General features: G+C 59.7%; 22 protein-coding genes. 6 read left to right on the forward strand and 16 right to left on the reverse strand.

The features are described 5' to 3' along the window. The 13 genes from HUU46_02550 to HUU46_02610 form a co-directional block, all read right to left on the reverse strand. Window positions 1–1,386, reverse strand: coding sequence for a sigma-54-dependent Fis family transcriptional regulator (locus tag HUU46_02550; GenBank protein NUM52501.1), 1,386 nt, complete (start codon window positions 1,384–1,386; stop codon window positions 1–3). Beyond that, window positions 1,383–2,777, reverse strand: a complete 1,395-nt coding sequence (locus HUU46_02555; protein ID NUM52502.1) for a HAMP domain-containing protein — start codon at window positions 2,775–2,777, stop codon at window positions 1,383–1,385. Before HUU46_02555 ends, HUU46_02550 begins: the two co-directional genes overlap by 4 nt. A 2-nt stretch (window positions 2,778–2,779) precedes the next feature. Then, a complete protein-coding gene (locus HUU46_02560) occupies window positions 2,780–3,577 on the reverse strand; it encodes a uracil-DNA glycosylase (protein ID NUM52503.1) in 798 nt (265 codons plus the stop codon). Between the two features lie 125 nt (window positions 3,578–3,702). After that, a complete protein-coding gene (locus HUU46_02565) occupies window positions 3,703–4,782 on the reverse strand; it encodes a serine/threonine protein kinase (GenBank protein ID NUM52504.1) in 1,080 nt (359 codons plus the stop codon). A 118-nt stretch (window positions 4,783–4,900) separates the two neighbouring features. Beyond that, window positions 4,901–5,794, reverse strand: a complete 894-nt coding sequence (locus HUU46_02570) for a hypothetical protein (GenBank protein ID NUM52505.1) — start codon at window positions 5,792–5,794, stop codon at window positions 4,901–4,903. 39 nt (window positions 5,795–5,833) lie between these two features. Beyond that, window positions 5,834–7,756, reverse strand: a complete 1,923-nt coding sequence (locus HUU46_02575; protein ID NUM52506.1) for an SPASM domain-containing protein — start codon at window positions 7,754–7,756, stop codon at window positions 5,834–5,836. Next, the gene (locus HUU46_02580; GenBank protein ID NUM52507.1) at window positions 7,756–8,673 is read right to left on the reverse strand and encodes a hypothetical protein; all 918 of its coding nucleotides are present in this window, start codon (window positions 8,671–8,673) and stop codon (window positions 7,756–7,758) included. Before HUU46_02580 ends, HUU46_02575 begins: the two co-directional genes overlap by 1 nt. A gap of 3 nt (window positions 8,674–8,676) precedes the next feature. Then, window positions 8,677–9,711, reverse strand: coding sequence for an ABC transporter ATP-binding protein (locus tag HUU46_02585; protein ID NUM52508.1), 1,035 nt, complete (start codon window positions 9,709–9,711; stop codon window positions 8,677–8,679). After that, window positions 9,708–10,442, reverse strand: a complete 735-nt coding sequence (locus tag HUU46_02590) for a CPBP family intramembrane metalloprotease (GenBank protein ID NUM52509.1) — start codon at window positions 10,440–10,442, stop codon at window positions 9,708–9,710. The genes HUU46_02585 and HUU46_02590 overlap by 4 nt, the downstream gene beginning before the upstream one ends. Next, window positions 10,442–11,074, reverse strand: coding sequence for a GNAT family N-acetyltransferase (locus HUU46_02595; GenBank protein ID NUM52510.1), 633 nt, complete (start codon window positions 11,072–11,074; stop codon window positions 10,442–10,444). Before HUU46_02595 ends, HUU46_02590 begins: the two co-directional genes overlap by 1 nt. Before the next feature lies 1 nt (window position 11,075). After that, a complete protein-coding gene (locus HUU46_02600) occupies window positions 11,076–11,618 on the reverse strand; it encodes a GNAT family N-acetyltransferase (GenBank protein ID NUM52511.1) in 543 nt (180 codons plus the stop codon). Further along, window positions 11,593–12,096: a GNAT family N-acetyltransferase gene (locus HUU46_02605; GenBank protein ID NUM52512.1), complete on the reverse strand. Its 504-nt coding sequence runs from the start codon at window positions 12,094–12,096 to the stop codon at window positions 11,593–11,595. The genes HUU46_02600 and HUU46_02605 overlap by 26 nt, the downstream gene beginning before the upstream one ends. Window positions 12,097–12,616: 520 nt before the next feature. Next, complete coding sequence (locus tag HUU46_02610; protein NUM52513.1) at window positions 12,617–12,814, reverse strand: hypothetical protein; 198 nt, start codon at window positions 12,812–12,814, stop codon at window positions 12,617–12,619. 400 nt (window positions 12,815–13,214) lie between these two features. Between HUU46_02610 and HUU46_02615 the strand changes: the two genes are divergently transcribed. The 6 genes from HUU46_02615 to HUU46_02640 all read left to right on the forward strand — a co-directional run bounded on the left by HUU46_02615 (window position 13,215) and on the right by HUU46_02640 (window position 20,023). Then, window positions 13,215–13,673, forward strand: a complete 459-nt coding sequence (locus HUU46_02615) for a DUF494 family protein (protein ID NUM52514.1) — start codon at window positions 13,215–13,217, stop codon at window positions 13,671–13,673. A gap of 148 nt (window positions 13,674–13,821) precedes the next feature. Then, entirely contained in the window at window positions 13,822–16,212 is a 2,391-nt protein-coding gene (gene topA / locus HUU46_02620) for a type I DNA topoisomerase (GenBank protein ID NUM52515.1), read from the forward strand. Between the two features lie 17 nt (window positions 16,213–16,229). Then, window positions 16,230–16,481 carry a hypothetical protein gene (locus HUU46_02625; GenBank protein NUM52516.1) on the forward strand — a complete coding sequence of 84 codons (252 nt, stop codon included), beginning with the start codon at window positions 16,230–16,232 and terminating at the stop codon, window positions 16,479–16,481. Then, window positions 16,468–17,025, forward strand: coding sequence for a hypothetical protein (locus tag HUU46_02630; protein ID NUM52517.1), 558 nt, complete (start codon window positions 16,468–16,470; stop codon window positions 17,023–17,025). Before HUU46_02625 ends, HUU46_02630 begins: the two co-directional genes overlap by 14 nt. Window positions 17,026–17,402: 377 nt before the next feature. Beyond that, complete coding sequence (locus HUU46_02635; protein ID NUM52518.1) at window positions 17,403–18,242, forward strand: serine/threonine-protein phosphatase; 840 nt, start codon at window positions 17,403–17,405, stop codon at window positions 18,240–18,242. A 590-nt stretch (window positions 18,243–18,832) separates the two neighbouring features. Beyond that, window positions 18,833–20,023, forward strand: a complete 1,191-nt coding sequence (locus HUU46_02640) for a DUF11 domain-containing protein (protein NUM52519.1) — start codon at window positions 18,833–18,835, stop codon at window positions 20,021–20,023. Window positions 20,024–20,446: 423 nt separating this feature from the next. Here the strand turns inward: HUU46_02640 and HUU46_02645 are convergent, their stop codons facing one another. The 3 genes from HUU46_02645 to HUU46_02655 all read right to left on the reverse strand — a co-directional run bounded on the left by HUU46_02645 (window position 20,447) and on the right by HUU46_02655 (window position 24,187). Beyond that, window positions 20,447–20,986, reverse strand: a complete 540-nt coding sequence (locus tag HUU46_02645) for an HNH endonuclease (protein NUM52520.1) — start codon at window positions 20,984–20,986, stop codon at window positions 20,447–20,449. 483 nt (window positions 20,987–21,469) lie between these two features. After that, window positions 21,470–22,612 (reverse strand): site-specific DNA-methyltransferase, encoded by a 1,143-nt coding sequence (locus HUU46_02650; protein NUM52521.1) that lies wholly within the window; start codon window positions 22,610–22,612, stop codon window positions 21,470–21,472. A gap of 156 nt (window positions 22,613–22,768) precedes the next feature. Then, a complete protein-coding gene (locus tag HUU46_02655) occupies window positions 22,769–24,187 on the reverse strand; it encodes a DUF1501 domain-containing protein (protein ID NUM52522.1) in 1,419 nt (472 codons plus the stop codon). Between the last annotated feature and the right edge of the window lie 79 nt (window positions 24,188–24,266).

Genomic DNA, 24,266 nt, shown 5'->3' on the forward strand with positions numbered 1-24,266 from the left:
TTAGCTTTCCGGCGCGTCATCCACTTCGCCTTTGCGATCGATCTCGTGTTTCTTCAAACGGTATTGCAGCGTCTTATAGGTGAGCCCGAGCAATTCGGACGCCTCCTTGATCGAGCCACCGCTCCGCGCGAGCGCCTGCCGAATCAGGTCCTGTTCCAGTTCCTCCAAGACCAACCCGCCCGGGGGCAGCGCGAATACGCCCTGCTCGACAACCCGTGTGCGCAACTTTTCCGGCAGATCGCCCTCGCGAATCGTGTCGCCGTCCGTGAGGATATACAACTGTTCGAGCGTGTTTTCGAGTTCGCGCACATTCCCCGGCCACCGGTAGCGGCGCATGGCCTCGAGCGCGTCCGGCGCCACAGTTGGGCAGGTCTTGCCCACGCGCGCGGCGAGTTTTTCACGAAAGTGATTGATTAGAAGCGGCAGATCGTTAAGCCGCTCGCGCAAGGGAGGCAGACTTACGGGCAACACATCGAGTCTGAAATACAGGTCTTCGCGGAAGTTTCCTTCGTCGACGTGCCTGCGCAGGTCACGGTTCGTCGCCGCGATCACACGCACGTCCACTTTGCGTTGCGTGCTCGAACCGACGCGTTCGACGACACCGTCCTGCAGCACGCGCAATAACTTCGCCTGGCTCTCGATGCGCATGTCGCCCACTTCATCCAGGAACAGGGTGCCGCCGTTGGCCGACTCGAACTTTCCCGCGCGGCTGGTTTCCGCGCCGGTGAACGCGCCCTTCTCGTGGCCGAACAATTCGCTCTCGACGAGCGTGTCGGGGATCGCCGCGCAATTCACAACGGCAAACGGTTTTTTCGCGCGCGGGCCCGAGAAATGAATGTGCCGCGCGACAAGCTCCTTGCCCGTCCCGGATTCGCCGAGGATCAGGACTGTGCTGTTTACGTTCACCGCGCGCTGCACGATATTGAATACCTTTTGCATCGACGCGCTCTCGCCGATAATGTTGCCGAGTGAGACCGACGCGGTGACGAGTTCACGGAGCTGGGTGTTTTCGCGCTTGAGTTGGCCACGCTCGATCGCGCGATCGATCGTGACGAGCAACTCGTCTTTGTCGAAGGGCTTCGCGAGATAGTCCGTTGCGCCTTCTTTCATGGCGTTGACAGCCGTCTGGACGGTCGCGTAGGCGGTCATCACCACGACTTCCAATTCGGGCCGCAACCGCTTCGCCTGGCGCAACAACTCGAGTCCGTCCACTTCCGGCATGCGCATGTCGGTCAGCAGCACGTTATACGATTCTTCCCGCAGGGCCGCGAGCGCCTCCTTGGCGGACGCCGTGGCCTTCACGTCGAACCGCGACGCATTCAGGATGTCATGCAGGATGAGGCGCTGCGTGTCGTCGTCTTCCGCAATGAGAATGCTGGCTTTCATACGGTCGCGGTCTTTCGTAACGGCAAGCTCATCAACACCTGGCAACCTTCGCCGAACGCGCACGTCAACGACACCGATCCGCCGTGCTCCTCGAAGATGCCGCGCGTGATCGACAAGCCGATGCCAGTGCCCGATGGCTTGGTCGTAAAATAGGGGTCGAACGCGCGCTCGGCCACGTCCCTGGTCAGCCCAGGGCCGTTGTCTCGCACTTCAATTTGATACGCGTCTTCCGTCGTGCGCGTAAGCACGCGCACACGCCCGCCGCCGTGGCAGGCCTCGATCGCATTGATCATCACGTTCAGCACGGCGCGCTTGACCTGCTTCGGGTCGATGTCCAGTTGAAGGCCCGCCGCGCCCAGATCGCTCGAGAGGCCGACGCCGTGCGATTCCGCCTCCGCCTTCACGAGATGAACGCAATCCTCGACAAGCGCATCGACCTTCACAGGTTCCGGTTGAAGTTCGCGTTCCTTCGCGAGCGCGAGAAATCCGGAAACGATGTCTTCCAGCCGATCGACTTCCTTGCGAATCGTCTGCAACTGCTGGGCGGCGCCGTTGTCGTTGCCGTTCAAATTGTCGAGCGCGTGGCTGGAGAGGAGTTTGATCGCGTTGAGCGGATTGCGCACGTCGTGCGCAATACCCGCGGCAAGGGAACCGAGCGCGGACAGGCGCTGCGCCTGCCGCAGGTTCGCCTCGATTTGTTCCTTGTCGCGGAGCGCGTCCACCATCCGGTTAAACGTCCTTTCGAGCGCCAGCACTTCGCCATAGCTCCGTTTGATCTCGACCGGCGCGAGTTCGCCCGCGCCGATGCGCGCACAACTCTTCGCCAGATCGCGCATGGGGCGCAACGATTTCACGATGAAGTACACCATGAGCCCGAGCGCAATTAAGAACGACGTGGTGAGCAGCGCGATGTAACGGTTCGTGAACGCGCGCCAGATGGCCGTGCGCGGGTCCAGCATGAATTCCGCGGTCAATTCCATGGGGGGGTGACCGTCCCGGTAGATGATGTGCGTCGCGGTAATTACGATGCCGTTGTCGGTAATCTGCGCGGTCGTGTTCGTCTGCTGTTCCGTGATGCTCGTCGGCTCGACGCCCTGCGCCGGCGCCATTTGCAGTTGCACGCCGGGATACTTCTGCTGGAGGTCGCGCGTCGCGGAGTCCACGCCGCCGGCATCTTCTCGATGTTCCTCGAACCAGATGTGCGCGTCTTGCGCCATCTCGAACGCGCGGTTCTCGTATTCGGCGCGCACTTCCTTGAGAAAGTGGACCGTCAACACGTACACCGATCCGAGCAGGCACAGCACCAGGACGACGCACAACGCGACCACGCGCGCGATGAGCGAGTTCGTCCAGTGCACCTTTGTGATGGCGGGCTCGGCGTCGGCGCCCATGTCTACTCCGGGAACAGCGGCGCGCCGCGATCGGACACGTCGGCGTCCGCGAAGGGGTCTTCTTCACCCCTGAGCGCGCGCAGCACGTGTTGAATGTCTTCCCAAACCAGTTTCTTGTCCGCCGGGTTCCGCAGCAAGTACGCGGGGTGGTACGTCACGCGCAGCGGAATGCCGTGATACTGGTGCCATTTTCCGCGCAGTCGGCCCGTTGCCTCGTCTTTGCGCAGCAGGGTGTTCGCGGCGTGCTTTCCGAGCGCGCAAATCACGGTAGGTTTGAGCAGTTCCAGTTGGCGGACCAGGTACGGTTCGCACTGTTCCTTTTCCGACGGCAGCGGGTCGCGGTTGTTCGGCGGGCGGCACTTCAACACATTGCAGATGTAAACGTCCTCGCGCCGCATCTTCATTCCTTTGACGATGATGTCGGTCAGCAACTGGCCCGCCTTCCCCACGAACGGAACGCCCTGCCAGTCCTCGTCCGCGCCCGGCGCCTCGCCGACGAACACCAACCGCGCCGTTGCATTGCCATCGCTGAATACGGTCTGCCTCCGCGTTTCGCACAGCGTGCACTTGCGGCAGCCCGCGACGACCGCGCGGAGTTCGTCGAGCGATGTAATATCCGCAAGGTTCGAGGGAGCTACTGCGGCTGGTGCGGGGGAGGCGGCGTCAAACGGGTCGGGCGCGGCACTTTGCGGCAGCGGCGCAATCTCCGCTTCCGCCGTAAGAATCGCGGCCAACTCGGGCGACAGGGCAAGCGTCCCGCGCTTCGGGTGTGCGGCGCGCGCCACCAGTTCGCGGGTCATTTCGATCACTTCTGAAAGTTCGTTCGCTTGCACCGGACACCTACTATCAACAGGCCATGATATCACGCGCCGGGAGCATGCCGCACCGTTGTGCGGCGCGCGCGGTATTCGGGAGGCAGTCCCGGTTATCGCCGGAACTTGGAGAGGATGTCCGAGACAATCGCGAGTATACGCGCAAGAACACCTTGGGGCGCGTGCCGCGGGACTTCTACGGGCAGCGGGGTCACGTCACCACCCGAGGAGACGGGCACCGGCGTCTGCTGCTGGACCAGCTCCGCTTCTGTACCGGGGATGGCAACGCCGGTGGACTGTTTGTACAGAGCGGCGAGCGCCAGCCGGAACTCTCTGGCGTCCTGAAACCGGTCGTTCGGGTCCTTCGCCATCGCCTTCTTCACAAAGGCATCCGCGTCGCGCGGCAAGTCCGGCACAAGATCGGTGATCTTGGTATCACCCTTGGGCAACTGCCCGGAAATTAGCTCGTAGAACATGACGCCGAGCGAGTAGATGTCCGCGCGCTTGTCCACTTCCGCCGCGCTCATCCGTTGCTCGGGCGCCATGTACTGCTGCTTGCCGAGGCTCACGCCGATCATCGTGAACTGCGACTCGACGTTCGTCAGCTTCGCCAGCCCGAAATCCAGCAGCTTTATATTGCCGTTCGACAGAACCATCACGTTGTCCGGGGACAGGTCGCGGTGAATGGCGTACTGGTGGGCGTGCTCGAGCGCGTGGCACAACAGGCTCAACACGCGCACGACCGACCCCAACCCCAATCTGCCCTTCTTCTTCATGTACTTGAACAGGCTCGTGCCGTCCACGTACTCCATTGTGTAATAGAGGATCGACCCGATCTGCTGCGCGTCGTAGATTTTCACGATGCACGGATGGTCAAGTGACCGTACCGCGTTCACCTCGCGCACAAACCGCTTCACCGCGTGGCTGCTCGAAAGGTACTGCGGCAGGAGCGTCTTCAACGCCATCGACTGGTTCATCTCGCGGTCGTGCACGAGGTACACCATCCCCATCCCGCCGCGCCCCAACATCTTCTGCACTTCGTACCGGTTGACAATCACGTCACCCGGCTTGAACCCCGCCGTCAGCTTTTTGAGGGTTTCCTTGTCCGGCTGGGTCACCGGCGGCGTAGGCGTAAGCGGCGTCTGCGCCGATTGCGCAGAACCACTCGTCTCTGGCTTGGATGGATCGTTCACAATCCCCACCTTCCCGTCACAGCCGCAACTCGCACGCCTCAAGACGCCCGAGCGCATTCTAGCACAATTCTCGGGATTTGGAAGGAATAAATTGTTGGCCCGGGGATTCGGGGGCTATTTAGTTAGTCGGTGCGATTGAGGCGGGCTCGACGATATCCTTAATTCCGAGCGGACGTTCCTCCTCAATCGATTTCAGGTCGAAAGCAAAAGTGTCCCGAATTCGGTAGCTCTGTGGATACAGTTTACCTTTGACTCTTCCGTCTTCTATTACAAGCTTCTCAGCCATAAAACCAACCCGCTCAGGATTTTGGTCAGCACGAACGAAACTTTGCACATCTATTCGAGATCGCTTCGCGGGTTGGACAACCCCTTTTTTGAACTTCACCAATACAAAGTACACGTCTTGCGGCATATCCCATCCGCTCTCACCATGCTTGCCAAGAAACACGAATTGGTCGCTCTCTTCGCTCCAAACAACATCTGGAAGAATCGAGTAATGCACGCGGGATACTTCATCTGGTTTTGATTCCTCATCAGGAAAAACTTGCACCGGACTGGGATCGGTGTCGTTCGCAGCCACCACAAGGAGCGCTGGCCACATGATCTCGAGCGGAGTGCCTCTTGGATAAAACTTCTCAAACGCGATCCATTTCCGGTCCGGCGACGGCACGGGAAAGAAACACCATGTTGTGTACACTACTTTCGCTGTTGGAAGATCGATTATGTACAGGCTTCGGTTACCTGACGAGCTTAACGAAGCAAGTACAATACAGCGATCTTCGCAGTAGTAAACCTCGTCGAGCGATACCAAGTAGTCTTCAAGGACGACGTCTGTCTTGCGGTTGAAAACGGAGTCTACAACCGAAACCGACGGGTATTTGCTGGGATGCTGGACAGGGCCCTTTGAATACGCGAGACTAAATCGTCGTTCCTTGTCTTGATCATTGGCACGCGACACACCGACCCAGATAAGGGCAAGAAGTACGAGCAGTACACGAACAAGTTGCGGCACGGAACACCTCCCGTATCGAAACTGTATTTAGTCTACCTGCTAGAGTTTATCCGTGGAAAGCCCATAAAGATGCACGTCGTGGTAGGCGTCGTGGACGAAGAGTGCTTCGCGGAGGGTGCCTTCTTTGGCGAAGCCGGTGGCTTCGAGGAATTTTTGCAGGCCGGTTTCGTAGGCCGCGGCGGGAATGGTGACGCGGCGGATTTGCTGTTGGCCGCCGGCTTCTTTCAGGAGCGCGCGGAAACCCTTGCGCACGTCGTCCGCGGCGTAGTCGGCTTCGTTGTGCAGGTAAATCCAGCCCTGCGCGGCGCCGGGCGTGCGGTCAGGCCGCAGCTTGATCAGTCCCAGCGCGGCGCCGTCTTTCTTGATCAGGATCATCTCCTGTTCAACGCCGCTCGGGTGCAGCGCGTCCATCTCGCGGTCGTACTTCGTCGTCAGCATGATGCCGCCTTCGGTGAACATGAAGTACGACGCGGGGTTCCAGTTCTCCCACTTCGCGAGCATCTCGGCGTCGGCCTCTTCGATGGGGCGCATGCCGACGGTCATGCGGAACATCGCGCGCACCACCGTGAACAGCGAAGGCCGCTGGGTGCGCGTGAGCGTGCGGTACACGCGCGTGAAGTTCACGCCCTGTGACGACAACAGGTTGAACGCGCTGACCGCGGACGACATCCACGCGCGCTGCGCGTCGCACCACGCCGCGTTCGGCGTGCGGTGCGATCCGGAGAGCGCGTGGTGCACCGCCGTGCTCCCGCCGCCGCAGAGGTTGCGCGCCCAGCACCGCCGGCACACACCCGTCGTCGCCGCGCCCACTTCGTCGAACCGCGCGCGGATGCGTTCGTCGATCTCGCCGCCCATGACGGTGCCGAGTTTGTATGCCTCGACGCCCATCAACCGGCGCGAGGGATACACCCCGCCGTTCGCATCCACGGCGAGTTCGTTCGTGCCCGCGGGATCGGTGCGGCGCATCGGCGATCCGTCGTAGATGCGGTAGAACAGCGGCGCGATCGGATCGACGCGGTAATGCTTATGTTCGAGCAGGCGCTTGGCGTAGTACACGGCCGTCTCGCGCAGCGCGGCGAGCATTTCCTGCGGGTCAAGCAGCGGATTGGCGACGTACGCGCCATCGAGATCGAGTTCGATGGTTACGAAGCCCGCTTTCTCCAATTCTTCTACAACGCCCGCAAAACCCGGATGTTTCGGGGTAACGATGATGCGCCCCGTAACGCCGGGCGCGTCCGGCTGCACGATCTTCGCCAGCCGCCCGATCGATTCCGATGCGTCCTTCGCGAAAGGCCGCAGTTGAGCGAGTATGTCCGCCGATTCCCCGAACTCGAGCGCGGCGGAAAACGCATGTCCCTCGAGCGGCGCGGACGGCTTCGCCACCTCGATGTTCTGCACCAGCACCGACGCGGTCAGCTTCTTGCCCGCCAGCTTTCCGCACTTCATCGCGTGTGCGCACAGATCGGCGACCAGTTCGGGATTGTGGACGTGCCCGTCTTCGACGAACTCGATCTGCAGTTCCTTCTGCTCGCCCGCGCGGCCGAGCAACAGCGCGATTGCGTCGTGCCCGATGTCGCGCGCCGAACTCGACATGACTGTTGCGCCCTGACCGAACCAGCCCTTCTTCTTCGTGGTCGATTCGGCGACTTCGCGCGGCAAACAGATCGCCACGCGTTTCAGGCCCTTCTCGAACTGAATCTCTTTCTGAAGGTCTTCCTTCTTCGGCGCGGGAAGGATGGCGCGCGTCGAGCGCAACCACTCGAGTTCGCCGATGACCTCTTCCAGTTCCTTCGCGTCGTACCGCTCTCCGAGGAGGTGGAAGATGCGCGTCGCGGATGCGTGCGGGTAGTACTCAAGCACGTCCCACGAGACTTCGTCGCACTCGAAACAGAAGCACGTTTCGGGATCGATCGCGAACCGCCGGTCTCCTTCGATAAAGCGATGTAATCCGCCGCGTTCCATCAGAAGGCCCCGAGTGTGCCCTTGCTGCGCGCCCAGTTTTCCATCGCCTTGAAACACGCGAGGCCGATAGGCGTCCAGATGGCTACATTGGCGATCAGGCAATAGAACGACGTGTGCGTAAACACGTCGTTGCCGATGCCGCGCAGCAATACCAGCTTCAGGCAAATCGCGGCGTCCGTAACGGGAATGATATGCGCGATCCACTGCACGATCGTGTGCTGGTCATACAAGGCGTCGCTCGCCGTCCATGCGATGGCGATCATCGCGAACCGCAACAGCACGGCGATCTGTCCGACTTGCTTGAACACCAGCACCAACCCGCCAATCATGAAGCCGAACCCGGTCATGCTGAAATAGGTTAGAAAGAACAATACGGATACGGGCAGCGGGTCCGCGTGCAGGGTGCCGTCGCCTTTCATAGACCGATCCGCAACTTCTCCGGTTTGCGCCGCGACTGCGCCGCCGTCGATTGTTGCCGCTTGCACGGTGTCGCTTGTTGGCGGCGGCGCATCCTTGGTGGCGCGCGTGAACGACGCGGACATAAACGACAGAATCAGCGTCCATGTGACGATGCTCAGCACCGTGGACACCGTCGATCGCGCCATAAAATTCGTGATTAGACCGTGCGGGCTCATGTAGACCTGCTCGAGCTCTCCGCTCCGCGCCATTCCCGCCAGGCCCGTGCTGAACATGCCCACCATGCTGAACGCGAAAATGCCGATGATCAGGCCAAGCGCCTTATCGATGGCGACGCCGGCCATCCCCGCGCCGAGCCCGACGTTCGCGAGAAACCCGTAGAAGAAGCCCGTGAACATGATGCACGCGACGATTAACGCCGTCATCGTCGCGAACCAATAGCGCCGCGAGATGATCATCGTCCGGACCACTTCGGCCTTCAGTACGAGAAAGAAACCCATATGTTATGAACTCTTGGCCGGTTTGGTTTCGGTGTTTGTAATGCGAAGAAACACGTCTTCGAGATTCTGCTGCGCGTGGTGAATGGAACGCAGGACCACGCCCGCGCGCTCGAGCGAGGCGACCAACGTATACAGCGCCGTCGAACGGACTGCCTCATCCGCCACAAGCTGGACCTTGATCCCGGTTCCCTCGTCGTCATCCAACGCGCTCGCGCCCAGTACGCCGGGAATACCGCCCAACGGCGCCAGGTCCGGCAGGCGGTCCAGCCGCAGGTGATACGTCTGGTCGGAGAACACTTCGAGCAGGTCCTCGGTGCGCTTGCACGCGGCGAGTTTGCCTTCGTGAACGATCGCGATGCGGTCGCACAGTTCCTGCGCCGTGCCCATGTCGTGCGTCGTGACGAGCACGCATTTGCCGAGTTGGCGCGTCATCTCGATGACCTTGTCCTTGATCGCGCGGCTGCTTTGCACGTCCAGCCCGGTCGTCGGTTCGTCGAGCAAGAGGACCGGCGGGTCCGTGATCAGCGCGATGCAAATCGCCAGGCGCTGCTTTTGCCCGCGCGACAGCCGCCGCACCTCGACGTTCATTTTGTCTTTCAACCCAATGAAGTCGAGCAGTTCCTTGCTGCGTTCCTTCAGCACCTTGCCGCGCACGTCGCGCAGGTTCCCGAAATACGACAGGTTTTCGAGCGGGGTCAGCGGCCAGATCACCGTGCGCGTGCCCTCGAGCACGACGCCGATCTTCCGCAATACTTTCAGGCGCTTCTTCTCGACGTCCAACCCGTCGACCACGACGCGTCCCGACGACGGCTTCACCAAACCGGAGATCATCTTCACCATCGTGGTCTTGCCCGCGCCGTTGCGCCCGAGCAATCCAAGAATCTCGCCGGGGCGAATCTCGAACGACACGCGGTTCACGGCGTGCACCGTCTTCTTGTAGTACACGCGGCGCTTGCCCGTTTCTTCGTGTTTGGTAAAGAAGTGGTGCGTGTGAAAAATCTTGTCCGCGTCGCACAACTCGACGGCCGCGCTGCTCATGTCTTCTCCAATCGCTGCGCGCGGTAGGCCTGATCGATGGCCTGCGCCGCCTGGGCTTCGTCGCCGAGTTCGTCTACCTTTTCGAGGTACTCGAGATACGCGATCTCGATGTCGCGCAATGCGTGGATCACGATGACCGTGATGAAGCTTTGCGTCCAAAAGTAAATGGCGCCGATCACTACCGAGAACGCAACGAATTCGAGCGACACGTACCACGTGTTCTCGAAGAAATGCTTATGAATGACCACAAACGCCAACGCCACGACCGCAATGCCGATCGCAACCGCCTGGGGTTGCGGCAGCACGCGCGCCAGCATATCGATCGCGAACGTCTGCGCGACGACGCGCCAGATCAATTCCTCGGCAAACGCCACGCCGATGAACCGTGTCAACACCGATGGGCTGTCCATCGAGAAATTCCAAATGGGACCGAAATCGAAGAAGTGCGCCCACGCGTCGCGCCAAGAGAGGTGCGTTGCCAGAATGGACAGTCCAAAGACTAGATGCCCCGCGGCCAGCCCCAGCCCGATGTACACCGGCGACACGAGGTCGCGCGAGAACACGCCCATGTCCCAGCCGATAAACGCGGCGCTCCACAACAACGGCCCCTGTAGCGTTACGTGGATGAGGCGCGTTTTACTCTTTGGATTGTCGCCGTGGTCCCAGCGGTTTACGGCGAGGGAATACGCAACGTGCACGACCAGCACCGACCAGAATACGATCTCCGCCATCAGCCGGGTTCCTTGACCGCGACGGATTGCTGCTTGATGTCGTTGATCATGGTCTCTAGATCGATTCCCGCAAACCGCTTCAGGAACCACTCGCGCAGCGTGTCGAACTCCGAGCGGAGCAGGCCGTATCCGTACATCTCGTGGAGTTGCCCTTCGCGCGCGACGTGCTCGCGCAACACGAGTTCCTGCTTCGCGCCGGTCAACTCGAACAAGCGCCACGACCGCGTGTTGAACCCGTAGATATAGATGTTGATGCGGTTCATATTGAGCACTTGGAAGCAGTATTCGAGCACGCGATAAAACGCGACCGTGCCGAACATGCCGTTGCGCCGCTGCTCGCAAATATACGAATCGATGTTGCAGGAGCGGTTGCGCCAGCTCGTGCCCACGACGCTGAACAGCCCCACCGGCCCGTACTTCGGCGAGTCCGCCATGAAGTAGACGCCCATCGGCAACGTCCGCGCGCTGGCCCGGCCCAGCATGCCCACGATCTGTTCGCGGATTTGTTTGGTCGATCGCGCGGGGTCGCCGTAGAGGAACCGTTGGAACGCGGGATCATCCATCCACGAGACAATCGTCTCGAGGTCTTCGCGCTCGGCGCGCCGGATGAACACGCTCGTCTTCAGCGCCATGCTACGCTACCGCCCCCTTCGCCGCGTCGTATTCGCTGCGCAACATGCCGAACCCGATCACGTCGACACCTTTGCCGTCGCGCTGCGCGTGATTTGGCATCGTGAACTCGCGCTTAAACCCGATTCGCTCGCACGCAGAGATGAAATCGGTCTGGTCCGATTCCACCTTCAAACCCGCGCGGTGCAAATTCATTTCGTCGAAACAATAGGCGATGACGCCGCGGACCGCGGCTTCCACGCCGTCGTTTGTCCGGCGCGATGCGGCCAGATACACGGCGACGAAGCAGGTCCGGTTGCGCCACATCAATTCCTGCACGAGCACGATCCCCACTGGGCCCGTGGCGGGGTCCTCGATGAGCAAATGTCCGAGCGTTCCGGTCGGCAACGCCATCGCGCTTCCCAGTACGCCCAACATCTGCTGGCCGATAGGCAACGCCTTTTCCTCCGAGTCGCCGAATAGAAACCGGCGAAACTCGGCATCGCCCATCCAATCCACGAGCACATCCAAGTCCGCGCGTTCAGGACGCCGTAACTGTAGTTCCATGAGCGTCCCCGGATTGCGCGCGGCTGAACAGCGACAACGATTCCAGATCGTAGTACTGTCCGCGCGTGTAGACCATCTGCCGTTGCACGCCATCGCTTACGAAACCGTGCCGGGCAAGATAGGCCCGGTACTGTGTTTCGTTCGACAGGCAATGCGCTACCAGCTTGTTGAGCTTCTTGTCCACGAACCCTGTCTTCTCGAGAAACGCGATCACCTCGTCCGCGAGCGGCGTGTCGTATGTCGCGTCGTCGTCCAGCGCGACCACCATCTCCGCGAATTCCGATTCCATCTTCGCGCCGCGCAGCACGCAGCATCCGCGGATTTCGCCCGCGCGGTCCTCGATCGTGAAGAACGATCCCTGGACGACATCGCGCCGCCCCAACATTTCGCGCATCTCGTCCTGCGTCGGAATCATGACTTCGCGCGTGGGGCCGAGCAGAAACGAACGCGGACGCTTCGGATCGTACAGTCGCCACATTGCCACTGCGTCGTCCGGCTCGGCGGACCGTATTACTGTGTAAATGCCGGTAATCATGGGTGATGTGTAGAAATCGGCCCTCGTGTAGGGCTGCGGCGGAGCGGCGCGCGCAACCACGAAACACTTAATGGTACTTTCATCGCTCCGGCAAGGCAATTGCACCATCGCGTGACGCCAGTGGACCGGAGCAACGTTGGCGAAGAGTTGCTCGCGCCGGCCCCGGTCTGCGCAACGTATCCGCCCCACCCCCGGTTTGCCCGCCACCAACAGGCAAAAAAGAAGCGCCGGGAACCGTTCTTGATGCGCGGCGCCCCGGCGCGGAAAACCTGTGCGGACCCTAGCTCGTCACCACGATCTGGTTCTTCTTCGTGTACACGAAGTCCAGCCACGCCTGCCAGACCGCGTTATACAAATCCGACAACGCGTCGGCCTTGACCGTTCTGGCCACCGTAATATGGCGAATGTGCTTCATCTACCGAATCTCCTGCGTTGCCGGCCAAACCAAACTTCGGAACCGCGCCTAGGTCGTGCTCGGGTTCTTGAGGTCGTTGTACGTGCCCAGTGCGTCCAGCACGCCGCTGAATACGCCCAGGAACGACGTCAAGAAGGTGCCGAACAAGCTGCCAACCAACTCCAAAATTGCCAAGAGGAACGTCAGATCGCTGGTGGTTTGCTGCGCCATCTGCGGCGTGCGCGAAATCGCCTTCACATGTCTCACGGTCACTTCTCCTGAACACGGCGCCCGATGTGCTGCGAGTACCCCTCGGCCGTACGTAACGCCACCGCGTGATGCGGAGTATACCCAACCGGGCCGAAGGCGGTCAACAATTATGCCACGCCGAAACGTCGTGAAAGTTTTGGGACAGCGCCGCACGGCCCCGCCCCAACGCATTTATGGTACAAGCGATTAACGCCCCCGTTACCGCGAAGTTGACGCCGCCGGCCAATCCTCCCGCACGCGTGCCGTTTCGCTGAACCGGCGGAATCCTGCCCGCATTCGGCAGCTTCCACGGCTGGCCCGATTGGCCGCGCCGGTTGACACCCGCCGTCCCTCGACCTACAATACCGCCGGTGGGTACGCGCGTACTCCCTCTGGCCGCAGCTTTCTGGAGCAATGCATGAAAGCGTCGCTTACCAAACTTGTCGACGTCATCCTGAGACGCATAGAAGAATATCCCGACGGAATTCCCACGGAGACCGGTTTGCGCTCCTGGCTGGCTGGCCAGGGCTACAATAAGCGCGATATTGACGCCGCGATGAAGCTCATCGCGCCCCGATTTACTCAACCATCCGTCCGTGAGGAGAACCGCCCTTGGGTTGCCCGTTCACTGTCGCTGTTCGAGGAATACAAGCTGACGCCGGAGGCGCGTAACGCATTGGCGCGGCTTGAGTTCTACGGATTACTTGACGCCTATGAGCGGGAACTGATTTTTGACCGACTTAACCATTTCGACGGAGAAGTCGGGATGGACGAGTTGGACTACCTGCTTTCTTGGGTTGTGCTGGGCAGCCGTGACTTCGAGTCTCAGCAGACCATGTACGGAATTATGGACGGCGAAGGCGGCGTTTTCCACTAAAGCCGCCGGTGGGGAAATTTTGGGGCGCCCGTTCCAATACGGAACGCGGCGTCCCGCGTGTTTTACCCGGGCTTGCCCCGCTCCCGCCCGTCCGGTATAGTCTGCCCCCGCTGCCGGGCCAAAAGCCCTTCTGAGGAGAATATCGCAAATGAGCAAGTATCTGGTCGTCGTGGAGTCGCCTGCGAAGGCGAAGACGATCAACAAGTTTTTGGGGCCGAGCTACGTCGTCCGCGCGAGCTACGGCCACGTCCGCGACTTGCCCAAGAGCGATTTGGGTGTCGATATCGAGAACGATTTCCAGCCGAAATACGTGACCCCGAAGGACTCGGCCAAGGCGGTCAAGGCCCTGCAGGACGCCGCGAACAAGGTGGACGCCATCCTGCTGGCGTCCGACCCGGACCGCGAGGGGGAAGCCATTGGCTGGCATGTCGCCGCCCTGCTGGAGAAGTCCAAGAAGCCGGTCCAGCGCATCGTATTCAATGAAATCACGAAGCGCAGCGTCCGCGAGGCGACCAAGCACCCGCGGGATATCGACCAAAACCTGGTCAACGCCCAACAGGCCCGGCGCATCCTGGACCGTTTGGTGGGTTACAAGATTAGCCCACTCCTCCAGTGGGCGGTCAAGAAGGGGCTTAGCGCGGGGCGCGTCCAGTCCGTCGCCGTCCGGATGGTCTGTGAGCGCGAGGCGGAAATCCGCGCGTTCGTTCCGGAGGAATACTGGACGCTCGAGGCGCTGCTCGAGACCGTCCGCAACGAGACCTTCACGGCGCGCCTGTCCCGCGTGGCGGGTGAGAAGCCGGTCATCGGCAACGAAGCAGCGATGCAGGCGATCCTCGCCCGGCTCGAGGGCGCGACCTACAGCGTCACGAACATCGAGACGAAGGAAGTCCGCCGCCGGCCATATCCGCCATTCATAACCAGCTCGTTGCAGCAGGAGGCGTCGCGCAAGCTGGGGTTTTCCCCGCGCAAGACGATGATCCTCGCGCAGCAGTTGTACGAAGGGATCGCGCTCGGCGCGGAGGGCACGGACGGCCTCATCACGTACATGCGTACGGACTCGACCCGCATCGCGAACGAGGCCCTCGATGCGGTTCGGCAGTACATCCGCGAGAACCACGTGCCCGAGATGCTGCCGGAGAAGCCCAACTTCTATGCGAGCAAGAAGGGCGCTCAGGACGCGCACGAAGCAATCCGCCCGACGGTGCCCGCGCGCACTCCCGAGCGGGTCGCGCCGTATCTCGACGACGACCAGCTCAAACTGTACACGCTCATCTGGAAGCGCTTCACGGCGTCGCAAATGGCGCCGGCCGTCCTCGATCAGACAATTATCGACATCAGCGCGGCGGACTGCGAGTTCCGCGCGTCGGGTTCCGTCATGAAGTTCCAGGGCTTCACGGTCCTGTACGAAGAGACGATCGAAGACAAGAACGGCGACGACGACGCCGCGGGTCTGTTGCCGCAGGTGAACGCGGGCGAGAAGCTGGATCAGCGCGAACTGAAACCCGAGCAGCATTTCACGAAACCGCCGCCGCGGTATTCGGAGGCGAGCCTCATCCGCGCGCTCGAAGAAAACGGCATCGGCCGCCCGAGCACCTACGCGCCGACGATCAACACGATCACGGAGCGCGGGTACGTCGAGCGTGAAAAGGGGCGGCTCAAGCCGACGGAACTCGGCGAGCAGGTGAACACGCTCCTTGTCGCGAATTTCCCCGACATTCTCGATCTCGGGTTCACCGCGCAGCTCGAAGCCGATCTCGATCACGTCGAAGAAGGCACGCGCGAGTGGCACGAACTGTTGCGGGTATTCTACAAGGAATTCGAAAAGGACCTTACGCTCGCGCAGAAGAAGATGATTACCGAGCTTATCGGCGAAGAGCCGAAGTGCCCGAAGTGCGGCAGCAAAATGGAACTGCGCGAAGGGTTCTTCGGCCTCTACCTGAGCTGCACGAAGCATCCCGGGTGCGACGGCCGCATAAGCGTGAAGAAGAAAGCCAGCGCGGAACCCACGGACGAGATTTGCGACAAGTGCGGCGCGCCGATGGTGCTGCGCCTTGGCCGGTTCGGGAAGTTCCTCGCGTGCTCGAAGTATCCGGAGTGCAAGAACACGCACAAAGTCGATCGCGCGGGCAACAAAGTCGATTCGCCCCCGAAGGAACCGCCGAAGAAGACCAATCAGGTGTGCTCGAACTGCGGTGCGTTTCTCCTCGTTCGCAAGAGCCGCCGCGGCGAAGAATTCTACGGTTGCGAGAAATACCCGAAGTGCAAGTTCACGAAGCCGATGGAACTCGGGATCAAATGTCCGAAGTGCAAGACCGGCGACCTGGTCAGCAAGCTTGCCCGCGGCCGCAGGTTCTACGGATGCGACAAGTACCCGGACTGCGACTTCTCGCTGTACGGCCAGATCGACAAGACCGTCCCCTGCGGCAAGTGCGGCAACCCCTGGACCGTTGTGACGAAGAGCAAGTCCAAACCGACCACGCGCAAGTGCCCGCTGCCCACGTGCAACTTCGAGGAAGAATTGGCCGACGCGGAGGTGTAGTGTAGGTGACAAGGAGCATGGGCATCCCTTTCGATGCGCAGTTCTCCGAACGCGTAAGGTGGAGTTCGGTACGTCACATGGAAGCGCACGACGAATACATCCGAATCCTGCGTGCGATGACGCCTGAACAAAAACTGCGCGCCACTTCGAATTTGTATTGGGCCGCGCGCGACCTAAAAGCCGCGTGGTTCCGCTCGCAACACCCCGAGTGGTCCGAAGAGCAGGTCCAAAAAGCCGTTCGCGACGCGTTTCTCTATGCACGCGACTAATCCGTTTCTTATCTTTACGTCGCGCTTCGACGCGATTGGCGTTCGCTACATGATCACGGGCAGCGTAGCTGCAACCTTTTATGGCGAACCGCGGCTGACAAACGACGTCGACATCGTCGCGGACGTTCCGGATTCAGCCGTGCCAGCGCTCGCCGATGCGTTTCCATTAGCCGACTTCTACCTGCCTCCGGAAGAAATCATTCGAGTCGAGAATGTCCGCCCACAACGGGGTCATTTCAACATCATCCACCATACGTCGGGATTGAAAGCCGACGTTTACCTGGCCGGTAAGGATGCCTTGGCCGAATGGGGATTAGATCACTGTCGACGCGCCGATTTCGGCGAAGCAACGGTGTCCATCGCGCCGCCCGAATACGTGATCGTGCGCAAGCTGGAGTTTTACCGCGAAGGTCAATCGGAGAAACACCTGCGCGATATCCGCGCGATTGTTGAAGCAGTGTCGCCCGAATTGGACGTTGCCTTGATCGAGAAGCTCGCGCGCGAACGTGGGTTGAGCGACATTTGGGATTCGGTGAAGACTTAGAGCCTCTAACATTAATGGCGAAACCCCTTCAGGGTACATTCCCTAATGCGGGTGGTTGGTACCCAGGGTAGCCCCGCCTGCGTCGAAGCGACTTCGGCGGGCCAACCCTGGGCTGCGGTAAACGCAACGACGTCATTATTGTTAGAAGTTCTTAGTGTCATGAGTCCCAGATTCGCTCGAAGAGCCGAACGCTCATAGAAGTTGTGCGGGAGTTTGAATGCTCGATTACGAGTACGATTACGAGCACGAGCACGAGCACGAGCACGAGAAATGGTGCGGATTTCGAACTCACGACATCGGAGATACGTCCCGTCACTGCCATTCCTCTCATCGCTCTCACACTTTTCATTCCGCGCATTCCCGCGTAGAATCTCCGCATGTCCCTTCATGAACTCATCTGCACGGAAGTCTGGGGCGGCAACGGCAACGTCTTCGCCGATCTCGTGATTCCGGGCCTGTCGGGCGTCATCTACTCGAACGCGTGCGGCGGCGACAAGGGCGGCGACGTGTACTACGCGACCGCGTGTTCCTCCGGGCTTATTGGCCGGCTGTGCCTTGCCGACGTCGCGGGGCACGGCGAGGAAGTGGCGCAGATCAGCGGGTGGCTGCACGACGTGATGCGCGGCAACATGGAGCGCCGGGATCCGTCGCGGGTGTTTGCCGCGATGAACCGCAAAGTGGACGAGTTCGGATTTCACGCGCTGACCACGGCGGTCTGCATCAACTACCACGCGCTGCGCACGGAACTGCGCTACTGCAACGCGGGCCATCCGCCCGCGCTGGTCTATCGACGTTCCGATCCGCAATGGAAACCGCTCACGGTCGATCCGGTCCCGGCGGCGAGGTATTCGAACTTGCCGTTCGGAGTTGGCGCGGACACGAAGTATGGCTTCAGCGCAATTCCGCTCGGCGAAGGCGCGCGCCTGTTCTGCTACTCCGACGGCGTCACCGAAACTCCCGCGCCGGACAAGCACGACTTCTTCGGCGAAGCGCGGTTGATCGCGGCGCTCAACGCAACAACCGATATGCCGCCGCGCGCCGCCGCCGAGCAGGTGCTTTCCACACTTCGCGCGTTCGCCGGCGTTGATGCGCTTACCCACGACGACGTCACCTTCATTCTCCTCGAGGTCAAGGCACACGACCCGCGCCCTTTCCTTTTCCACCTCGTCAAAAACCAGTACCGCAAATTCACCACGCGCTTCTTCCACGCGGAATGACGCGGGGGCCGCGATCAAATTCGTGCGCCCCGGGTCGCCGGGCCACCGCGGGCTGACGCGCCGGGGCCCTTGGCGCGGTTCCGTCGACCAAGCATCGTACGCGTCCGTTCGGGCGCCTCTATCTCTATGCCCAGCGTGTTGCATCCTCCTTCGCTGAAGCTTCGGAGGACGAGTCCTCTTTCTTGGCTGAAGCTACGGAGGACGAGTCCTCTTTCTTGGCTGAAGTTACGGACGGCGGGTCCTCCGGAAAGCCAGGTCGCAGTTCGGCTCTGCGTGGCGCCCTTGCGAAACGACCCGTGTTTGGTTGACGTGCGGGCGGATGAAGTGCGATTTGGGAAACGAGGGGCGCCAAGCGCAGAGATCGATTCAAGGGGTTATGATGGAATTGCGCAGAATTGGGCTGAGTGCGTCAATCAATACGACTGACCACGGATTTCGCGGATCGCGCGGAGTGTGGAGTCTGCAGTGGGTTTCATACGCGTTTCCGCGTTGGACTTGGGACAAGAGGATTGGATGAGGTTCGATTCTGCGTATAGTAATGGGATGCGCGCAATCCCGTTTATGCTGTCCGGCTGTGGGAGGGTCTTAGGGTGAAAGTTGGGCATTCCTTCGTCGCGTCCTTCCATCCGATTTGCGTCGTTGTCGCGTTGGTTCTCGCGTGCATTAATTCTTCTGTCATGTCCGCAAGTGCTCAGGACGACAAGGGCGGATCTGCGGACCTCGGGATAAAGCTTGCCGACTCACCAAATCCGGTGAACCCGAGCGAAATACTGACGTACATCATTTCGCTCAAGAACAACGGTCCGGTGGCGGCGGATCTTGTCGTCATGACCATGCCAATCCCAAGCGGAACCACCTTTACCAGCGCGACAGCACCCGCTGGCTGGAGCTTTACCACGCCATCCGTTGGCGGCACCGGCACGGTCGTTTGCACAAAAACTTCGCTCGTCGATCAGGAGGCTGCGGAATTTGTAATTCGCGTGAGCGTGAGCGACATGGCTGCGGGCACTATCCAGGCGTCCGCGAGTTGCGGGAGCGCCACGACCGATACCAATCCCGGAAACGATTCGGATACGGAGCAAACCAAAATAGATTCGGCGACCGATCTTGTCGTTTCCATGGATGCTTCGCCGAATTCCGTTGAACCCGGGGACTTGCTGACCTACGACATTTCGATCTCGAATGATGGTCCGCGGACCGCGTTTAATGTCGAAGGCGTGATGCTCACGCCGCCGAATACATCGTTCACATCGCTAACCAGCCCGGCGGGTTGGACCATTTCGACACCACCCGTTTTCGGCGCCGGCGTATTATCTTTCACGAAATCGCAGATGGCGAACGAGGGGTCGGCGCAATTTCAGGCGAGAGTAACGGTGAAGGAAGATGCCGTTGACGCAATTGAAGGCACGGTGTCGATTACATCCGACACCGCGGAATCCAGCCCCGGCGATGAAACGGCGCGCACAACGACAGCCGTTAAAGGACCGTGCATCTTAACCGTCAAAAAGCCGGATGGCGGCGAACTGTGGCAAATAGGAAGTACAAAAGAAATCAGGTGGAGCGGCGGCGCGGGATGCTGTTCCAGAGTGCGGATTCAACTGCTGCAGGGCGGGCAACCGATCAAGAAGATTGTAAAACAGACCGATAACGATGGTTCCTTTAATTGGAACATCAATCCCGACAAATTTATCCCGGGGATCGATTACACCATCCGCGTCAAGTGCCTGAAGGGCTCGAACACGACCGACGACAGCGATAACACGTTTTCGTTGACGCCTTGACCGTGCATATCACGGACCACGCGGAAAGCGGTGTCCGCAGATGACGCAGATTGGCGCAGATGTGCCGGTTCTTGGTGATGTCGCCAGTTCGAGGACGTCCGTTGCGGTATGGAGTTTGGATTCCTGGACGACACCGCTGATATCGTCCGCGCCGCCGATGGGGTAGATGCGGTTGTCGAGGATTACCGAGGCGTAGTGGCGGAGGCCATTGTGTTGGCGGCAGTAGGCGAGAGTTGGTGACGAATTCGAAGTATTGGAAGCTCGTGGATACCGGAAGTCTTTCGACGACGGTCGAGGTGAGGAAGTAGACGCTTTCGTTATCGGCGATGCGGTGCCGTGAGCGCGTGGGCATAGGGTAATGCAAAACACAGCTTTGAAAACGGGGACAATCCAGAAACCCGATTGTTCGCTGTTCGTAGATTGTCAAAGTGAGTGTACTACCTTGAGTGCATTCTGAAACTGTCGCCGCAAGCGAGCATCGTCATGGTAGAAGCGCGGTAGCTTTATGCAGGACCCGATATATGGTTCGACAATTCGATCAAATCCACCTAGAATTCCCAGTTGCCGAAGAAAGTTTACATCATCCTCTTGAACACACACCGTGCCAGAGGTATTGACGCGAAGAATTCTGAGATCAAATAAACGGTGGTGGTTGCGACAAAGAGAGACTCCGTTCCAGCTTTCATCTCTACACCTTTCGTCATGCACAGGTATGATGTGCGCAGCCTCAACAATACGCAGCTGAGTCTCACACACTGCACAAGCATTATCATACTGTCCGAGCACTGCCCTCGCAAATTGCGCGGACCTGCTGAGTCGCGACGATGCGACACGCCGTCTCGGTTCTGATGGTGATGGAGGCTCATCAGGAGCTTCCAAGTTTTCAATTATCCTAGGAACATGCGATTGCAGATATTGGCGCCGCTCTTCGTCTTGAAGGCCGCTCGCGTCTGCATCTGCCATAGCTTTCAAATACTCCTGAAGATGCAATGGGTGGATAGCGACACGGCTCTCGCCGCCTCTTTCAGTTCGTCGGATATCTCCAACGGCCCAGCCAGATAGTAGGCACGTTTCTAGTAGTTCTTCTTTGAATTGAAGATTCTTGCTATAACCATTGTCCGGATGAAGCCGCGCGTCCCAAGCCGTGAACACGCCAAATAGCGGACTATAACCCAGGAGGGCCGTCGGAACACTTGACAAATCAAGAATTTGTCGGCTTCCCCGTTCGGTTCCGGGCAGAATGATCTGAGCTTTATGCTCTCCGGCCGGCCTACCGTGCGCAGATGCGTCGGGTGTTGTAGTCCAGAGGTAGATCCGACAAGGCCCGATTTCGGGCAGATTCAGTACAATGGGCTTGGTATGGCCCGAGTCCTCCAGGATTGTGGCGCCTGGAAGTGCCGCCAGGAGGGTCGCTCGGAGTCGACTTTCGCTCAGCGCTGGCACGCCTTATTTTCTTCTCTTGGCTGAATACTTGGCATGTTCTTCGAGTAGCCGCATCTGTCCTCTCCCAGATACCTTTCCCTTTTTCAACTTGCTTTCACCGAGAATAGACAAGGTGCCATTATCTGGCGATCGCTTTCTTGGTGTAGTTAGTGCGCGTTTTTTTCCGCCATCAGCGGAAATCAGATCAGATTCGTCGCTTGCCATAGCAAGTGGGTTGGGTACACTGTACGTTTCAGCTTTGGCTCCCCTGGTCGAGCCTACGTCAACCTGTGAACGTTCAAATCTTCCCTGCGCACCGCGAATATACTCGTCCACAAGATCGCAGCATACCCACCTTCTCTCGAGTTTTTCCGCAGCTTCACCCGTCACACAACTGCCCGCAAACGGATCAAAAACCAAGTCACCTCTATTTGTCAACATTCGAATAAAGAATTCGGGCAGCGCACTTGGAAACCTCGCTGGATGCGGGGCAAGGTCGTTGTGGGCACAATACTTCATGTAAAACGAATTGCTCTCGGTGTTTGGAAAGGCCAGAAGATTAGGTGGAATCGCACCTCCATTATTGATCTGAAACTTGGCACTGATATCGTGCCCACTAGGCCGAAGTCTTGCTTTGTATCCATTCTTGAGCAGATTGTGCATTGAATCGCTGTACGCAGCCAAGACGCGGCGGTTGCTCGCCTTGGGCCAGGGTGTCTTGGAGAGCCACCATACGCAATTGATGGCATCTTTGCATCGGACTCTGCGCACCGTCACCCACTCCGCTGGGGTCGGGAGTTTTGCCGGATTCCACCAGAAAAACTCTTGAGCCAAGTGAAATCCGATGTCTTTGCAGAGCATGACAAGCAATTCATACTGATAAAGTGATCGAGTTGGCTGCCCGGGAATCCATGCCCCCCCAATATCGATAACGAGAGAACCATTTGCTTTCAGTATGCGATTGAACTCGCTACCGAATCGCTTGAACCACGCGACATATTCTTCAGATTCCACGTTTCCATATGACTTTTTTCGGACCAAGCCAAAGGGAGGACTGGTCATGATCAAGTCAACGGAATCATCCTTGAATTGTTCTTGCATCAAGTTCAAGGAATCACCAACATAGGTCTGGCCATATGATGTTCGGAAGTTGGATCGAATTCTCATTGATCTATTCAGCCATCGCTACGAGCATATGCAATTCTAGACACGCGAGAGGCCGAACAGCAAACAGTCACTAACTTGTCCGATTCAGAGTCTCCTCGTGCTGCAAAAGTATTCGTTGACTTGCACACCGAAGAGTTCTGGTCACGCGTTGACATTTTATGCAAACACATCGCTCACCACATGCCCGAACACATCCGTTAAGCTTCGTGCTCTGCCTTCGAAGTGGTAGGTTAGTTTTTCGTGGTCGAAGCCGAGGGCGTGGAGGAGGGTGGCGTGGAGGTCGTGGACGTGGACTTTGCGTTCTACGGCGCGGAAGCCGAGGTCGTCGGTGGCGCCTATGGCTTGGCCTCCTTTTACGCCGCCGCCGGCCAGCCATACCGTAAAACCGTAGGGGTTGTGGTCGCGGCCTTTGTCGCCTTGCATGACGGGGGTGCGTCCGAATTCGCCGGCCCAGAGGATGAGCGTGGTGTCGAGTAGGCCGCGTTGTTTTAGATCGGCGATGAGGGCGGCGATGGGCTGGTCGATGCGGGCGGCGTTTTGCTCGTGGTTCTTCGCGCAGGAGTCGTGGCCGTCCCAGTCGTTGTTGTAGAGCTGGATGAAGCGGACGCCGCGTTCGGCCATGCGGCGGGCGAGGAGGCACATGCGGCCGAATTTTTTTGTGGCGTCTTTTTCGGCGCCGTACATGTCTTTGATGTGCGCCGGTTCGTTGGTCAGATCGATCAGATCGGGCGCGGCGGTCTGCATGCGGTACGCGAGTTCGTAGTTGGCGAGTTGCGCGGCGAGACGCGAATCGTCGGGGCGTTGGGCCTGGAAACGTCCGTTCCATGTATTGAGCGCGTCGAGCACGACGCGTTGCTTGTCCGCGGGGATGGGCGGGGTAAGGTTGGAGATCGGCGTGCCTTCGGCGCGCATGGTGGTGCCCTGGTAAATCGCGGGGAGAAAGCCGCTGCCGTAGGCGACGGCGGGGCCGGCGCGGTAGGCGCCGTCGCTCATGACGATGTACGCGGGCAGGCTGTCGGATTCGCAGCCGAGTCCGTAGGTGACCCACGCGCCGCAGCTCGGGTGGCCGAGGAGCGTGGAGCCGCAGTTGATGAGGCCGAGCGCGGGGCCGTGGATGAACGAGTCGTGGTAGCACGAGCGGATGACGCAGAGGTCGTCGGCGTGCCGCGCGAGGTTTGGGAAGAGGCTGGAGATTTCGAGACCGGACTGGCCGTGTTTGGTGAAGGGGAACGGCGAAGCCATGAGTTTACCGTCGGTGGCTTTCATGAATTGGAGGTCGAGGCCGTCGACGTTGAAACTGTCGGGGAGCGCTTGGCCGTCGAATTTGGTTAGCGCGGGTTTCGGGTCGAAGGTATCCATGTGGCTCGGGCCGCCGGTCATGAAGAGGAAGATGACGCGGTCGGCGCGCGCGGGGAAGTGGGTGCCGCGGGGCGCGAGCGGATTGACGGATGACGCGGTGGCGTCGCGCGCGAGGAGCGAGCCGAGCGCGGCGGCGCCGAATCCGAAGGCGGACTTGCGGAGAAAGTCGCGGCGATCGATCGCGATTTGGTGGCGATGGCAGTGATGGGGGTTCATGGGTGAAGACCGATCAAAGCAGAGCTTTTCAAGAGCGCGTTACCAAATAGAAATTTGGTAACGAGAACAACCCGATTAC

The sequence above is a fragment of the Candidatus Hydrogenedentota bacterium genome (assembly GCA_013359265.1).
In the GTDB taxonomy this organism is placed as follows: Bacteria; Hydrogenedentota; Hydrogenedentia; order Hydrogenedentales; family SLHB01; genus JABWCD01.